The organism is Nitrospirillum amazonense (assembly GCF_007828045.1).
GTDB lineage: Bacteria > Pseudomonadota > Alphaproteobacteria > Azospirillales > Azospirillaceae > Nitrospirillum > Nitrospirillum amazonense_C.
This window is the reverse complement of record NZ_VITN01000044.1, coordinates 1-15,229: the sequence shown is the minus strand read 5'-3', so window position 1 is coordinate 15,229 and position 15,229 is coordinate 1. Positions and strand designations below refer to the sequence as shown.

The 15,229-nt window shown below is 60.0% G+C and carries 11 protein-coding genes and 1 pseudogene; 4 read left to right on the top strand and 8 right to left on the bottom strand.

What is annotated here, in order from left to right:
- From FBZ89_RS29940 to FBZ89_RS29930, 3 genes are all read right to left on the bottom strand, one after another.
- On the bottom strand, positions 1–506 hold a 506-nt coding region (locus tag FBZ89_RS29940; RefSeq protein ID WP_186457663.1), incomplete at its 3' end, for a site-specific integrase.
- 4 nt (positions 507–510) lie between these two features.
- Positions 511–1,710: a hypothetical protein gene (locus FBZ89_RS29935; RefSeq protein ID WP_186457662.1), complete on the bottom strand. Its 1,200-nt coding sequence runs from the start codon at positions 1,708–1,710 to the stop codon at positions 511–513.
- On the bottom strand, positions 1,707–1,913 hold the full coding sequence (locus tag FBZ89_RS29930; protein WP_145754695.1) for a CHC2 zinc finger domain-containing protein: 207 nt from the start codon (positions 1,911–1,913) through the stop codon (positions 1,707–1,709). Before FBZ89_RS29930 ends, FBZ89_RS29935 begins: the two co-directional genes overlap by 4 nt.
- Positions 1,914–2,010: 97 nt before the next feature.
- On the opposite strand from FBZ89_RS29930, the gene FBZ89_RS29925 reads away from it, so the two are divergent.
- Positions 2,011–2,388 carry a helix-turn-helix domain-containing protein gene (locus FBZ89_RS29925; protein WP_211115417.1) on the top strand — a complete coding sequence of 126 codons (378 nt, stop codon included), beginning with the start codon at positions 2,011–2,013 and terminating at the stop codon, positions 2,386–2,388.
- A 410-nt stretch (positions 2,389–2,798) separates the two neighbouring features.
- Here FBZ89_RS29925 and FBZ89_RS29920 read toward each other — a convergent pair whose 3' ends face one another.
- Together FBZ89_RS29920 and FBZ89_RS29915 are read right to left on the bottom strand one after the other, a co-directional pair.
- On the bottom strand, positions 2,799–3,158 hold the full coding sequence (locus FBZ89_RS29920) for a hypothetical protein (RefSeq protein WP_145754693.1): 360 nt from the start codon (positions 3,156–3,158) through the stop codon (positions 2,799–2,801).
- A 92-nt stretch (positions 3,159–3,250) separates the two neighbouring features.
- The gene (locus FBZ89_RS29915) at positions 3,251–9,832 is read right to left on the bottom strand and encodes an RHS repeat-associated core domain-containing protein (RefSeq protein ID WP_246173037.1); all 6,582 of its coding nucleotides are present in this window, start codon (positions 9,830–9,832) and stop codon (positions 3,251–3,253) included.
- A gap of 318 nt (positions 9,833–10,150) precedes the next feature.
- Between FBZ89_RS29915 and FBZ89_RS29910 the strand changes: the two genes are divergently transcribed.
- Complete coding sequence (locus FBZ89_RS29910; RefSeq protein ID WP_145754690.1) at positions 10,151–10,468, top strand: RHS repeat domain-containing protein; 318 nt, start codon at positions 10,151–10,153, stop codon at positions 10,466–10,468.
- Between the two features lie 661 nt (positions 10,469–11,129).
- Here FBZ89_RS29910 and FBZ89_RS29905 read toward each other — a convergent pair.
- A pseudogene (locus FBZ89_RS29905) lies at positions 11,130–11,258 on the bottom strand (transposase); the annotation flags it as partial.
- A gap of 669 nt (positions 11,259–11,927) precedes the next feature.
- On the opposite strand from FBZ89_RS29905, the gene FBZ89_RS29900 reads away from it, so the two are divergent.
- The gene (locus tag FBZ89_RS29900; protein WP_145754687.1) at positions 11,928–12,266 is read left to right on the top strand and encodes a hypothetical protein; all 339 of its coding nucleotides are present in this window, start codon (positions 11,928–11,930) and stop codon (positions 12,264–12,266) included.
- 2 nt (positions 12,267–12,268) lie between these two features.
- Here the strand turns inward: FBZ89_RS29900 and FBZ89_RS32010 are convergent, their stop codons facing one another.
- Positions 12,269–12,562 (bottom strand): CHC2 zinc finger domain-containing protein, encoded by a 294-nt coding sequence (locus FBZ89_RS32010; RefSeq protein ID WP_145754685.1) that lies wholly within the window; start codon positions 12,560–12,562, stop codon positions 12,269–12,271.
- A gap of 142 nt (positions 12,563–12,704) precedes the next feature.
- Between FBZ89_RS32010 and FBZ89_RS29890 the strand changes: the two genes are divergently transcribed.
- Positions 12,705–13,082 carry a helix-turn-helix domain-containing protein gene (locus FBZ89_RS29890; protein WP_145754683.1) on the top strand — a complete coding sequence of 126 codons (378 nt, stop codon included), beginning with the start codon at positions 12,705–12,707 and terminating at the stop codon, positions 13,080–13,082.
- A gap of 1,481 nt (positions 13,083–14,563) precedes the next feature.
- Here FBZ89_RS29890 and FBZ89_RS29885 read toward each other — a convergent pair.
- Positions 14,564–15,229 (bottom strand): tyrosine-type recombinase/integrase (locus FBZ89_RS29885; RefSeq protein ID WP_145754682.1); only part of this gene is annotated, 666 nt, incomplete at its 5' end.

The following is a 15,229-nucleotide window of genomic DNA, read 5'->3' as shown; positions in this document are numbered from 1 at the left end:
TCCATCCGCCGCATGCCGGTGGAGTACAGCACCTCCAGGATCGCCCGGTCCCGCAGCCCCAGCCCCGTGCCCAGGTCCGGCACCGCCAGCACCGCCTCCACCTCCGCCACCGTCAGGATGTGGCGGGGCAGTTCAAGCTCCGAGGCCGGGTTGTGCAGGATGTGGTTCCGCCGGGCCAGCCACTTGAAGAACGCCCGAACCGGCGTCATCCGCGCGTGCTGGCTGCGCGCCGACAGCGGCTGGCCGTTCTTCTGCCGGTACAGGAACAGGTGGCGCTGGTAGCGCTCCAGGATCGGCCGCGTGATCTCCTGCGGCCGGCTCAGCCCCCGCTCCGCCGCCCACGCCAGGAAGGCCCGCAGGTTGGCCTCCCGCCCCTCGATGGTCCGTGCCGCGTAGTTCTTCTCCGCCTGCCAGGCGTTGAACCGCAGCAGGTGCTGGTAGAGGCCGTCCGGGTCCCGCCCGTCCCCCACCGGTGGCTTGGCCCGCTTCTCCCCCTTGCGCGGCATGGGCTCAGGCCAGGGCGGCTAAGGAAGCAGGCTCCAGGGGTGGGTACGATACGGCGGTGCCGTTCATCCGGGGATGAGGGGTTTGCGGCGCGTCGGCGCCGTCCACCGCGAAGGGCCTGGCCGGCGGCGGGTTCGCGGGCGTTTCCGGGGGGCGACCGGGGGCCGCCTGGGCGGCGACCGCCTCCCGGCCAGGGGCCGACCGGTCCACCGCCTGCCCCGACCGCCGCGCGTCGTAGAGGGGGGTGGGACCGGGGGCGCCCTCGTCGGGCTGGGTCAGGCCCATCAGGAAGCGCTCCCCCGTCTCGCCCTCGCCGTCGTACAGCAGCTCGTATTCGAAGCCCTGGCCCGCCTTCACCCGGTGCACCAGCAGGTATTCCAGCTCCGCCAGACGCGCCAGGTGCACCTTCAGCTGCGTGTCGCCCCAGCCCGTCAGTTCCCGCACCCGCCGCCGGCTGAACCGCAGTTCCTCCCGCCGCAGCGACCGCCGCCCGCATTCCTCAATCGCCCACTCGTGCAGCAGCCGCAGCAGGCGAAGGGTCTGGGGCGGAAGCTCGTCCAGCGACCGCCCCAGAACCTCGTGCGCCAGACGGTTCGCCAAGGCGATGTCCGCTGGCGCCACCTCGATGTACCGCACCTCCCGGCCCCGGTGCGTCACCGTCCGCACCGGACGCTGGTGCTGGTGCAGCAGCGTCACCGCCCGGATCAGCGTCAGGTATTTGACGTGATCACGCCGCGTGCGCGTCTTGTCGTCCAGGAAGGTCAGCCGGTCGGCGAACGGATTCACCACCTTCAACCCCTCCAGCAGGCCCTGGGCGTTGCGGTGCAGGGCCAGGATCGCCCCCCGGTCCTCCTCCGCCAGCAGCCCCGCCAGGGTCTGCCGCGCCCGCTGCAGGGCGTGGATCGCCCGCGTCTGCTCCCGGCTCTCGTTCACCGTCAGCACCAGGCAGCGGTTCAGCAGCTCCTCGTCGATGTCGATCGCCGTCGTCGTCAGGAACAGCGTCACCGGACCCTCCACCCGGTACTCGTGCGTCACCAGCAGCCCCGTCGTCGGGTCCTTGCCCGTGCTGGCGATCGTCACCTCCCCATCCGACTGCAACAGCTTCAGCGCGTAGCTGGCGCTCGTCGCCCCTTCCTCCTCCGCGATCGCCAGGATGCGGTGCTTCAGGTTCGTCTCACCCATGTAGAACAGCGACTGCCCCGTCATCGCGCTGTACCGCAGCCGAAGCAGTGGAACAGGTTCTTCTCAGGGCTCACCACCAGCGACGCCGTCGCCTCCTCATGGAACGGACACCGCCCCGCCAGGTCCTTGCCCTGCCGACGCAACGTCACCCCGGCCGCCTCAACCAGGCGCACCAGCGACACCTCCCGCTTCAGCCGCTCAAGCTCCGCCTCCGCGATACGCGCCATGCCGGCCCCCTTAAAAACCCGTCAAGCCTCTATATAGATATCTTGTAACTATCATATATGTTATTTACGAGCAAGCGATCCAGACACGGGGGGTACCATGCCGGCGTTCACGCACAGAGAGTTCTGGCAGATGGATTTCCCCGAGCGCCTGGCCGCCCTCCGCAAAGGCCACGGATTGACGCAGCAGGCATTGGCCGATCAGGTGGGCATCCACGTCCTCCAGATCCGCCGCTACGAGGGCGGCACCAGCCAGCCCACCCTGGACGTCATCCGTAGGCTCGCCCGCGCTCTGCGCGTGAGTGCGGATGAGTTAGTTTTTGACAAGGATGAGCGCGGCCCCAGCGACGAGTTCCGCATCCAGTTCGAGGCCGTCTCACAACTCCCCGAAGAGGATCGCAAGGTCGTCAAGGCCCTGCTCGACGGCATGATCGTCAAGCATCAGGCCAAGCGCATGGTCGGCAGCCTCAGCAGCTAAGCAAAGGGGAGCATAACCGGTCTATCGGCCGTGGCGATGCGCCAAGGGCGGCGAGCAAGCTCAGCCGCTAAGGTAAGCCGCTGTTCTAAAACAGGGATTCCGCATCGGTGTGGATCGGTGTGGAGTTTGCTGTGGATCGGTGTGGATCGGTGTGGATCAATGTGGACTGGTGTGGATTTAGCGGCGGCCGGCAGGCTCAGCACTCAGGCTAAGCGGCTGATATTGATCGGATAATCAGCACATACGCGGCAACGGCCGCAATCGGCGGGGTCAGGCGCTAAACGCCATCAGGGCCGCTAAATGGGCCGCCGCCCCGCTCCGCAGCGTCAAAAATGACAGGATTTCGGATTACACCTGTGCATCACTTATGCACATTTTATCACGCAAGCAGGCTATGGCTTTGATTTCATTTAATTATTTTCCTTTAGCCCACGCACACGACGTATCCAATGTGAGGTTAGGGATTGCCTCATTGATGAGTCATTCCAGACCATTGATACCCAGAAAAAGAAATCGGTAGTCTCAAGGTCCAACTGATCAAAAGTCGGATCCTTTTCCGAGACGCCTTTGTATTTTAGGTTAAAAACAATTTCTTCGTCCCGGGAAAGTATGAATTCCCGGCCAGAATCAATCCGAATATTTGAGCACCTTATTCCATCTGGAATGAGGAAAGCTTTAGTGTCAACTTGAAAGATAAGGGAATCCCCCTTTAGCCACACAGCATAATAGTGTGCACCCTCCTGGAATCCCCAACCGATGCGCTGATCCATACGCCTCCGGAACCACAAAGGCCGAGCTGCCCCACTAGCGGGCTCAAACGCCACACTCTGCCAATTTCGATTCCAGCTTCCTAAGATAATACTCATTGCGCACCAGTCATCTTGTTAACAGTCCGATTCGTTCTATTCAACGCGTCGAGAACAGCATCCCAAGTGCCATACTTTTCGAACAATTGATCTGCCGTCGGGCCGGCCCTATTGCCGTATTTCACTAAGTTTCTTACGTCCGCCACTCTCGCCAAAAGCCAGTCGCCTTGCGATCTAATTTGCAGTTTCAGTTCATTCCTCATCTGAACTGTTAGCCTGGCCATATCCTCAGCCGAGGCTCCTGCTGCTCGACCACTCAGTGCAAGTCCAGATATATCGTCAGCGCCAGCAAGATATGCACCTCTGAGAGACTTAGCCGCCTCAGAAAAACCTGCTAACCCTCTAGCGGCGCCGTCGGTAGCAGCGAAGCTAAAGGTCTCAACAGCGGTTCCCGCAAGCCCACCAGCAATATTACCAAGAACAAATCCTGCCTGTTGGCTAGAATTCCCGTTAAGTGCCCCAAGGTCATTCAAATCTCCGTGGAAGCCACTGCTAAAGCTAGCGCTCAGGGCTTGGGTGAAGTCGTTTACGGCTTTCTGTTGATCATGGGACAGCACATTTCCCCAAGACTGAATGGATGCTCCAGCCGCAACGGTAGAACCGTCTTTACAGTCACCATTTGATTGCGTGATGTTTGATCCTGTGCAAGACAAACCCAGCGGATCATACCCTGAGAGTGGGTTGTTCCCCACATAAGCATAGCGGTTGAGCCCATCGACCAGACCCGCCGGGTCCATCTGCAACCAGCGCCCGATCCCCGGCACATACGTCCGATTGGGCGTCACGTACAGCCCGATCTCGTCATACCGCATCCCAGCGTAGCGATAGGGGGAGCCGGTGCTCCCGTCCTGTGCACTCTGGCCAAAATCGTTATACGAATATGTGCTGGTGGCCTGGCCCGCCGTGTTCAGCACGGCGATCACGCTGCCCTGCCGGTCATGCACCACCAGTGAGCGGGTGCCGCCGCCGTCCACCCAGCCCACAACGTCGCCGCCGCCGGCCTCCCCCGTCGCGGTCGAGCGCACATAGCGCCGCACCAGGTTACCGTTGCCGTCGTAGTCGCCCCACTCGACCCCCAGCGCCTCGAACGTCAGCGTTGTCACGCCGTTCAGCTGCTTCCACGCCCGGCCGCCCTCGGGGTAGTACCCCATGGTCTGCACCGTCGCCCCTTGCTGGAATCGCGTCACCATGTTCCGGCTGTCGTATGCCACCGCGATGAAGGGGCCCGCCGCCGTCAGGTTCCCGCGCCCGTCATAGGCATAGGCGTTGCCATTCACCCCGGCATAGCCGTTGATGGCGTTGGCCGTCCCATACCTCTGCGCCGCCCCCACCGTCGACAGGAAAGCGCCGTTGTCCACCGCCGTGGAAATCAGCTGCCCCACCACGTCGTAGGTGTAGCTGAAGTTCACCACCCCGCCGTTCCAGCCATAGCCCATTCCTGTCAGACGGCTGGCGTTGTCATAGCCGTAGGTCGTGCTGCTGCTGACACTGTTGCCACGCCAGGTCCCCGTCCGCCGACTGAGTGTGTCGTAGCCATACGACGCCCAGGTATAGCTCCCCTCCGTCACCGCCGTCACCCGCGCCAGGCCGTCATAGCTCCACGTTACTGTCGACCCGTCAGGCCACCGCGCCGACGTTCGGTTCCCCGCCGCGTCGTACCCAAACTGCATCGTCAGCCCCACCGGATCCGCACCGGGGCGCGGCACATAGGTCGTGGCGCTCACCAGGTGGTTGGCACCGTCATAGGTCAGCGTCCGGCCCGACGAGTTGTCGGACGTCGCCTGCTGGCGCAGCCGGCCGATCATATCGTAGCCCAGCGTCACCACCGGCAAGCCCGGACGCGACACCGTCACCAGCCGGTTCGCCGCGTCATACGTCGAGCTCGATGTCGTTCCGTCACGCTGCGTATAGCTTGTCTGGTTGTCGTTGGCATCGTACCCGTAGCTGTCTGACGCCCCGTCCGCATAGCGCAACGACGCCACGCGACCGAAACCGTCGTAAACATAGCTCAGCGTGTTGTTACGCGGGTCCGTGATCGTGGACACCAAGCCATCGGGATCATAGGTGTAGCTGGCCGAAACCTGCTCAACCGACGTGCCAACCGCCCGGTGCTCCCGCACCCTCTGACCCGCCGCGTCATAATCCGTCACGCTCACCCGGCCCAGCGGGTCCGTCACCTTCACAAGCCGATCTGCCCCATCGTAGGCGTAGCTCGTCACTTGCCCCGCGGCGTCCGTCACCGTCGCCTTCTGGCCCGTCGCCGTGTAGCTGGTGGTGACCGTCGACCAATCCGTATGCGCGGCGTTCTTGGCCTGACGCTCATAGAGCACCCAGCCGTTGGCGTTGTACGACCACTCCGTCCGCGCCCCTTCCGGCAGGTCCACAGATAGAGGATGCCCGTTGCTGTCATAGGTGGTGGTCGCCGTCTGACCGCGTGGGTCCGTCACCGTGGTCGCTTGGCCTTGAGCATCATAACCGAAGGTCGAGATGATCTTCTGGCCGCCGGAGTCCACGGTCTCTTTCGTCGGACTGGCGTTCACCCCATCGTATTCGAAATCGGTCAACATGCCCGTCGGGTTCTGCGTCCGCGTCATGCGGCCCAGGCCGTCATACCAGAAAGAGGTCGCGGGCCGGTCCGTCGCGGTGGTGATGCCGTTGGTTGAGTCCGCGATCGGCGCGCCGTAGATATTCAATAGCAAGGTGCTATTGCCATCGTAGTTGAGGTCAGTGGCGTTGCCGTTGGCATCCACGATGTGCATCGGTTTGGCGAAATTTTGGTGCCAATCGACATGCACATGCGTCGAGCCCAAAGGTGATCCTGGCCGCGCCACCCGCCACATGTCTGTGGTATTGTTGCGCGCGTCATAGGCGAATGTCTGCTTGCCACCGGCGGGGTAGTCGTACTCCGTCACCCGGCCGCGGCCGTCATACAACGCCGTCGTCGTGCGCCCCACCTCGTCGGTATAGCGGAACGGCATGCCGTAATAGTCGTACATGACCTCATAGCGTCCGCCGGCGGGGTCCGTGCGGAACCCACGTATACCGTTGGCGATGCGGAAGCCCCAGGCCCCACGGTCTCCCACCTGCAGATTCTCGGCGTCGAACGCCCACACCACCCGCAGCAGCCCATCGTAGTTGTACTGGAGGAAGGGTGTGCTGGGCGTTTCCGGATAATAAACCTTGTTCAACAGATAGCGCCCGCCGACCACGCTGGCATTGACCTTATAGACATCCCAATTGGTTCCGGTCACCGTCACGGTGCCGGTACCGTCCGTCGCCCCCCGCGTGATAGTGACCTGACGATAATCGCCGCCGCTGAGGTTGTTGTTGAAACCCGTGTCACCGCTGTTGGTGAAATTGATCTGGCGACCCAGGTTATTGGATACCGACAACAGCTCCGGCACCCCCCGGCTGCCTGTTCCCTGATCATAATTCAAGGTGATGGTCACGCCTTGCGGAAACGTCCAGTTCTCCAGACGGAAGCCCCGCATGCTGGCACACGTGCCCGCGGAGCCCTTGTAGATGAAGCTCCACTGATTAAAGGTCTGCGCATCGCCGTTGGGGTTGGTCACCCGAATTGACATGCCGGCATTGTTCCAGCCCCGCGTCTGCGGCTGTGTCGCCCCCGCGGAAAATGTCAGGCAGTCGGTGTTGATGTAGGGCACGCGGTTGCCTATCACGGCCACGGTGGTAGCCGTTCCCGCGCCGGGCGTGATCCAACTGCCGTCGATCAGGTGAACGAACTGCCGGGTATCGGCGCCCAGGTTGGTGGTGACGACGTTTCCCGTTATCTGGCCCAGCCACCACGACGCCACCAGCAGCGCTGTCACCTCGCGCTGGGCGCTGGGGCTTGCCGTATATACGTCCTGCATGGCGGCAAAGGCGCCAATGGTGGTGGCTGCCGCGCGCAGGTCGCCATCCTGCATCATCTCCAACGCGCTGGAGGAGATGGTGGCCATGTTGTTCCAATTGGTGGTCCACGGTGCCTGCGGCTGGGTATGGGCGATCGGGCCGAAAGCAGACGACACGACATCGCCACCGCGCCAGATCACCTGCGCGCTCAGTTGATAAGGGAACTTTCCGCTCCCCACCATCAGGTTGATGGGTAGGGTATAGGAAAGGCTTCCGGATTTGAGATCCACGCCCATGACCTTGGACCGGTCGACGAAGCGCGCCTTTAAAACGTCGGCCGCTTGCGACGGATCGTATTGGGCCTGGTGCTCGGCCTGGACGCCGCCACCACCACCTTTGGCGTTAACCGTTGGGCCCACCACGATGTGGGCGATCTCCACAGGATCGCCGTTACCATTATAGCGAGTGGCCACCAAAGCGCCGCCGCGCTGTTCACTGGAGCGGTGTGTGTAAGTTGTTGTGCTGCCTGAGACTTGCGCCACGAAGGCGCCGGCCCGGCCACCCGGCCCGAGAAAAGCCTCCTCCGAGCCGACGACCTTGAAGCCGGCGTTGGTGTAGTTAACGATGGCGGTCGATAGGGCGCCTGCGCGTTGGCTGGCTTCGGTATTGCCGATGACCACATCACTGGCGCCGTGTTGGCCTGTTACTCCGGCATAGGTGGATGTCGCCTTGCCCTCGACCTTGGTCAATCCCAGGGCCTGACCGGCATTGGTGTTGTCATAATAATAGAAACGGCGCGCGCCGGCATTGGACGGATCCGTACCATCGGTGGGCGGGCTATTCCCCCACGCGAACCGGTTAGCCGTGGAATTGGTATCCGGCAAGTCCGATACCTGGGCGGCAGCGGCACCCTCCAACGCCTCCAGCGTGGCGGCAATCGCGTGCAGAGCGGCACGGCGACGGACCGAATCAGCAACCTTGCTGGTCAGGCTGATGCCCGATTCGACATCGATACGATCGAAGTTGTCGGAGATGGAATAATAGAGCTGGTTGGTCGTCGACTGCTTATCATTATCGATGACGTTGATTTGATTATCGGCGGCGACGACGCCGATGGAGTGGTGGTGGCCGTAGGCGGATTGAGCGATGGCGGCATGCAGCAGCGCCGCCTTGGATGACTGCACGATCCAGGTCGCAGCCAACTGCTCGCGCACGCCATCGCCAGCGCTGGTGAAGAAGTCGCTGCCGCAGTCGTCACATCCAAAACGCGGCACCGTGGGCACGCTCTTGTCGATGCGCGCCCCCCACTTGTCCACCACGCCCTTGCTGCTGACGTCCCCCCAGGCATGGACGATGGTGAACGGTGTCAGGACTTTCACCGAGCGGGTGACGACCGCGTCCATATAAGTGCCGGTGGCGTTGCCGCTGCTATCGGCGGCGGCGGCGTAGGGATGATTCGCGGTCAAGCTGATGGTGGCGTCCTGGCGATAGGCAATCTTGTCGCCGGTTGACGTACTGGTCGCCAACACCTGGGCGGTACCGAACTCATCCACCAGTTTCAGCGTGCCCGTGAAGTTGTTGAGACTGTCGACGTTGGTGCCGGCGCCGGTGAAATTGGTATCGTAGATCAGCTTGCGGCCATAGATCTCGTCCACGAACAAGGTCACGTCCGCCATCGAGACGGTGTTGAGCGTACCGGTCGTCATATTGGCGACTGGCCTGAAAATCTGCACCCGCAGGCTGGTGCGGTACTGGTCGGGAATCATGGTCCAGGTATGGGTGGCGGCCGAGCCATAGGGCAGCGACGTCTGCCGCACCGGCCCATCCTGGCGCACGATAACCCCACCCCCGACCAAATCTTGAATATGGTAGCTGGAGAAATAGTTATTGACGGCTCTCAGCAAATTGCTGGCATAGGCGTTCAGAAACACACCTAGATTAAAGGCGGATATCTGCCGCACATAGGGCACACCGTTGGCACTATTGAGTTCAATACTGGTACCAGGGTCGGTGGCCACGCTTAGCGGCTGCCCAGCCTGAAGACCGGCATAGGCCGCCACGCCGATGCCGACCTTCCACGAATAAGGCTTGTAACTGGGATCGAATAAATAAACGCCACCGGCAACATTGGCGGCAACCCAGACATGGGCCATCTGCACCTGGGTGACGCTGGCCCCGCCATAGTTGCAATCACCGTTCACGCCGCCATTGATCGAGGCCGGAATGCCGCCGCTGGACAACAGCTGGCAGGCGGCCGTGGCATTGGTGATGCCCGTCCAATCGTAGAACTGCTGCCCCGACAGCGTGATGGTGCCGGCCTGGTAATTGGCGGTGTAGCCCGCCTGGCGCAGCAACTCCACCATCAGGTGCGCCTGGTCGAAGGGCGTGCCCGCCCGGTCGACCACGGCCCCCATGGCCCCCTTTTGCAGGCCGTAGAGGAAGGTGGTGTCGATGTTATTGCGGACGTAGTCGTAGATGAGGTCTGGGTCGTTGCGCAGCGCAAGCGCCAGTTCGACCAGCTCATTGGGGCGCGTGCCGATCCCTAGACTGTTGGTCCAGTTGGTATTTGAGCCATAATAGCCCTCCGCCACCGAAGGCGACAGCAAAGCCGCCGTCCCGATTTTGACCGACGGCAGGGGATCCGCCCAGGCCGTGAGATGATTTAAAGAAATTGCCAAGAATGCAAAAATCGATACCTTTGAAATCCGCGACAATTTTTTGAACATCACGCCCCGCAGTATCGTTATTAATTTACAATTAACAAATTTCGCAAAAACACATCCCGATGAAGGGCTTTGAATTGCAAGGACCATGCGCCCCCACGGCTGGGGTAAGCCTATCGATATAGCCACGGCCCACCATAACTTGCCGATAAGCAAAGTTTCAACGCCGGAAAGCGAAGTGTCACGAATGTGTGCAATTGACCCGCCCCCCTGCGCTATGGCCATATTCCCGTTTGGCACAGGTACAGATCCGCTTCCGCCCGAATGTCGCGAAGCTCGGTTCGGTTATGGCCATGCGGCATTAATTGTTGGAGGATAGCCATGACGAGCGTTGAAAACCCACAGACCGCCCTCTTTCACTTTGTACGAACGGCAACGCTCGCGGGCGCCCTGTCGTGCCTCGCCCTGCCGGCCGCCGCCGACTCCATCTCGTACACTTATGACGCGCTGGGCCGCGTAATCAAAAGCACGACGTCGAGTGGCGCGACGATACAATACAGCTACGATCCCGCCGGGAACCGTACGATGGTTTCCGCATCAGGAACGTCATACCCGTCTTCCGGCAGTGCGGTCAGCACTCCGGTTATCGTGTTGCCGCTGTTGGGTGGAATGGTCCTCCCCCTCGCCAAGCCCTGGTAAGTTACCCCCATGTGGAAAAGAGCCGTTATCTGTGAGGGATAACATCTATACCCCAATCAAGCTCTCGCCCTTGGGGGATTGCCATGAGCAAAAGAAAACCGCAAATATCGAAAATCCATTGCGCTCGCCGTTACTTTACATCTCCGAAAAGTAGAATAGTGACGATTGATTCTATTTGCGCCCCCTTGCCTTTTTGAAAATATTATAAATGACCATCGCTCCCACCGGATACGGGCCGCATCCATTCCAGAACCAGCCGGGGAGAGGCAACGCCTTGTTTCAATGACGGCCTAGCATTGCTGCGGAATAGGGCGACTGTTCGGAACTGGCCACCCGTTGCGGGGTCCACGGCGATGACCCGGAGCATGGATCCCACGATCAGTCCGCCACCGCCGCAAAAACCCGTGTTGGCGAACCCTTGCTGCTCCAAGCTTTGCTGGCCCAGGAACGGTCCCCGGGCATGAACGGCCCCCCAAGGTTCGCAGGCAGGCCTTGCCCCCTCATCCAGGCCTGCGATAGCGTCCAGGTCTTCAAGCGACCAGAGCGCCGTACGGCCATTCATGCGCAAGTCTGTTAATCGACGCACAGTTTGGACTCCGATCGGCACGGTATCCATTTGATTCTATTGAAGTCGATGGAGTCACTGGAGGGCGCCGATTTACACCCATTTGCGCAGCATCGTCGCATGAACCCCAAGATCCCGCGCCGCCTGCGCCACGCTGGCGCCTCGTTCCTCGATTAGCCTTACCGCGTCAACCTTGAATTCGCGGCTGTACTGTTTGCGCTCCAAGTCAGCTCCTCCGGTTGGATCAACACCTTATCCCGGCGCCATCCAAACCGGCAACAGCCCGCCAAAAATCTGACTTCCAACACCCTGCTAGAATGTTTTCTATGTCCGTTAGGTTGCACCCCAGATCTCATGAGGTATTTAAGCTTGATGTGGACCGTTCATTGTGCTAAAAGTCCAAAAGGTTCTTGGGGATAGCGCTGTAAGAATTGGAGAAATTTGGAAGGCGCGCGGAACTCGTAAATATACTTTGGGGGTAATGTTTCGTGGCAATATTAAGGAAAAATATTATCCGCTTAGCGGCGCTCTTGTTCCTTTCCCCCATTTTAATACCGGGGCCAGTTTATGCTGGGAGCTCCGGCTCTGGGTATATATGGGGAATTATTGTGGGGAATGGCGGCTTTCTTTATTTTTTCTCGACCGGAACAAGATATGAGCAACCATTGTGCGCTGCTGGTACTGGCGGGCGCTATGTTTTGAACGTCAGCACTTTGGCAGGGCAATCAGCCATGTCAACAATATTAGCTGCTTATGTAAGTCAGCAAAAAGTCCAGGTCTTCGGTGCGGGGACCTGCACCCAATGGGGCGACTCTGAAGACATGTCATTTGTGCAATACACCGACTAGATCAAATAATTTCCGCGCCCAAAATCGGAAAGAGCAAAAGGCTACCATGAAGAAGAATGCAATAAAATCAATTATTTTTCTTTTTTTATGTGTTTATCCTTTTTGCGCATTTGGAGGCTGGTCTGACCCAGGTTTCATTACAATTATTGCCGCCGAGGCAGACGGCGCAGTAGTCGTATATGATACTACAGGCATATCGTCGCGAGCATCATGCGCCACCGGCGCTCGCTTTGCCCTGAGAGCGAATACCACCGGCGGGCAATCAACTTTATCGGCAATTATTACTGCACATAACATAAAGCAAAAGATCCAGCTTATGGGAACCGGAGGCTGTACTATTGTCTCTGATGCTGAGGATATCGCATACGTAATATATATAAACTAATTTCATATAATTGCACAGAGATGGCTATCCCTGACAGCACCCCGTATACCGAGGCTGTCAGGGGGCAGGCTTGATGTTGGCTTTGGGCGCCTCCCTCGGCTGCTTGGCGATCCCGTCTCGGGGGGGGGGGGCTTACAAGGCATGCGGCCCATCATGCCGAGTCCATGTTTAAGCGCCGCACCGCAGCCGAAGCAGTGGAACAGGTTCTTCTCAGGGCTCACCACCAGCGACGCCGTCGTCTCCTCATGGAACGGGCACCGCGCCGCCAGGTCCTTGCCCTGCCGACGCAGCGTCACCCCGGCCGCCTACCAGCGACACCTCGGCCTCTGGGATACGTGCCATGGGAGCCCCTAAAGCCTGTCAAGATGCGATATAGCTTGTCCAATAACACCATATTTGCTATGTCGCAACCAGCAACCCCACGGGAGGGCGGGTACAATGCGCCAGACACAATCCAGCACCCAATGGCGCGCCATGCCCTTCCCAGAACAGCTGTTCAGCCTCCGCAAGGCCCGCAACCTCTCCCAGAAAGCCCTGGCGGAGATGGTGAAGGTCCACGTCACCCAGATTCAGCGCTACGAGACCGGCCAGATCCAACCCAACCTCGCCGTCCTCAAGCGCCTGGCCATCGCCCTCAACGTCTCTGCGGATACGCTCATCTTCGATGAGCACGAACGCGCTCCCAAGGACGAGGGCGTCAGGCTGATCCTGCAAGCGCTCGACGAGTTCACGCCCGAGGAACTCGCCACGGTCAAGAACGTCCTCCAGGGGCTCGTGCTCCAGCACCAGGCGCGCCGGTGGGCCAACGCCTCATAGCGGCGGCCAAGGCCGGCGGCTGAGGGCGGAACCTGGTTCTGTGGATGGATCGGGGTGGCGGTTGCGCCAAGGGCGGCGAGCAAGCTCAGCCGCTAAGGTAAGCCGCTGTTCTAAAATAGCAATTCCGCATCGGTGTGGATCGGTGTGGAGTTTGCTGTGGATCGGTGTGGACTGGTGTGGATCGGTGTGGATCAGTGTGGACTGGTGTGGATTTAGCGGCGGCCAACAGGCTCAGCATTCAGGCTAAGCGGCTGATATTGATCGGATAACCAGCACATGCGCGGCAACGGCCGCAATCGGCGGGGGCAGGCGCTAAACGCCATCAGGGCCGCTAAATGGGCCGCCACCCCGCTCCGCAGCGTCAAAAATGACAGGATTTCGGATTACACCTGTGCATCACTTATGCACGAAGCTTCAACGATAAGACGCTAAGAATTTGATTTTGTGGGGTGATTTCCCCCAGAGCGCCATAGCTTAGTTGCCTTCCCGACGAGCTTTTTGCAGCGCCTTGTTCCACCCGCCATCCATTGCTCTTGAGCCCATCGGCTTCTGATAAGCCGTCAATCGGCTGAACAAAGGTAGTGCTAAGGTATCCAGCATCACTATATTATGCGAATTTGGCAGAATCATTTATCCGCAAAAATTTAACTCTATTCAATTTGTTTTGGATCTAAGCACAGTATCCACCCACGGATATCCTCTTCGTTCATTCCTATTATGTCTCCAATCTGAGGGCGACCGTTATCAAGCTCGAAACCTAACGTTCGACACTTACCAAAAGCGACATTTTGGTCGGGCCAAATGCACTCCAGTTCGACTGAAACGAGATAATTTCCCGAAGAAAATTTTACAAAATACTCCAATCTCTTCCCAATCTTACCCGGATCAGATGAGACGCCATTCAGGCTTATTACGCACTTCATGTCTTTATTCCGTCTTTTGCGAGGCTATTTCGGGACATACCCGATGATTGAGGCCGGACCAATATTCCTTAGGTTTGCATTAGATACCGTAATTGCATACACGTTCCCAAGGTTATATTTAGACAAGTCGGAAACATTTATCGTTGAGTAATCCAAATTGGGTGGGAGTGGTGCATATAGAATATGCATTGAGGTATCGACCCATCCTTGTTTTATATATTCATTCGCGAATGCAAATGCATATCGGGCATCTGGCCAGAAGTATTTTACCTCAAGCCCATCTTTTGAAGGAACAAAATTCATGCCGTTGAACATCATTTCCAGAAGCTCGTCGTCGTTTACAGCACGGTACAAACCAGTCGGTCGTGTTGCTGTTACGGTAACTTCTTGCGCCACTTGTGTACTTTGTGGCTTGGGAGCACCCTGACGCGGGTCGTCGTACCGATGCTCCTTTTCCCCGGTAGTTCCAACGGCTTAGCGGGCGCGCCCGCCCATCGGACGGCAGTGTAGCCCGGCGAGCCCCCTGACGCACCTTTTCCCGCGCGGGGCCGGCCGGCCTCAGTCGCGCTCGTCCTCCGCCTCCTGGTCCAGCACCAGGTGCAGGGCCTCCGCCGCGTCGGCGCGGCCCTGGCGGCCGCCGGCGGCGATGGGCCGGCCGGGGTGGGTGGCGGTGTGGATCTCCTTCAGCAGCCGCACGCTCACCTGCGTGTAGATCTGCGTGGTCGACAGGTCCGCGTGCCCCAGCATCGCCTGGATGAACCGGATGTCCGCCCCGTTCTCCAGCATCAGCGTCGCCATCGTGTGCCGGAACAGGTGGCAGGACCCGTGCTTGCCGAGGTCGGCCGCGTCCACGTGGGTCCGCACCAGCTGCGTCAGCCGGTTGGGCGCGAACGCCTCCCCCAGCGTCGTCAGGAACAGCGTGCCCTCGTCGGCACCCGACGCCAGCCCCGGCCGCACGTCGTCCCGGTACTTGCCCACCCAGGCCAGGGCGCGGGCGCCGATGGGGATCATCCGGTCCTTCTTGCCCTTGCCCTGCCGGATCATCACCGTGCCCCGCTCCAGGTCCAGGTCGAACAGCTTCAGCCCGATCAGTTCCATCCGCCGCATGCCGGTGGAGTACAGCACCTCCAGGATCGCCCGGTCCCGCAGCCCCAGCCCCGTGCCCAGGTCCGGCACCGCCAGCACCGCCTCCACCTCCGCCACCGTCAGGATGTGGCGGGGCAG

What these genes read in the sequence shown, in the direction of transcription:
- FBZ89_RS29925 (WP_211115417.1), top strand. Translation starts at nt 2,011, where the DNA reads ATGCCGGCGTTCACGCACAGAGAGTTCTGGCAGATGGATTTCCCCGAG.
- FBZ89_RS29910 (WP_145754690.1), top strand. Translation starts at nt 10,151, where the DNA reads ATGACGAGCGTTGAAAACCCACAGACCGCCCTCTTTCACTTTGTACGA.
- FBZ89_RS29915 (WP_246173037.1), bottom strand. Translation starts at nt 9,832, where the DNA reads ATGTTCAAAAAATTGTCGCGGATTTCAAAGGTATCGATTTTTGCATTC.
- FBZ89_RS29935 (WP_186457662.1), bottom strand. Translation starts at nt 1,710, where the DNA reads ATGACGGGGCAGTCGCTGTTCTACATGGGTGAGACGAACCTGAAGCAC.
- FBZ89_RS29930 (WP_145754695.1), bottom strand. Translation starts at nt 1,913, where the DNA reads ATGGCGCGTATCGCGGAGGCGGAGCTTGAGCGGCTGAAGCGGGAGGTG.
- FBZ89_RS29900 (WP_145754687.1), top strand. Translation starts at nt 11,928, where the DNA reads ATGAAGAAGAATGCAATAAAATCAATTATTTTTCTTTTTTTATGTGTT.
- FBZ89_RS29890 (WP_145754683.1), top strand. Translation starts at nt 12,705, where the DNA reads ATGCGCCAGACACAATCCAGCACCCAATGGCGCGCCATGCCCTTCCCA.
- FBZ89_RS29920 (WP_145754693.1), bottom strand. Translation starts at nt 3,158, where the DNA reads ATGGATCAGCGCATCGGTTGGGGATTCCAGGAGGGTGCACACTATTAT.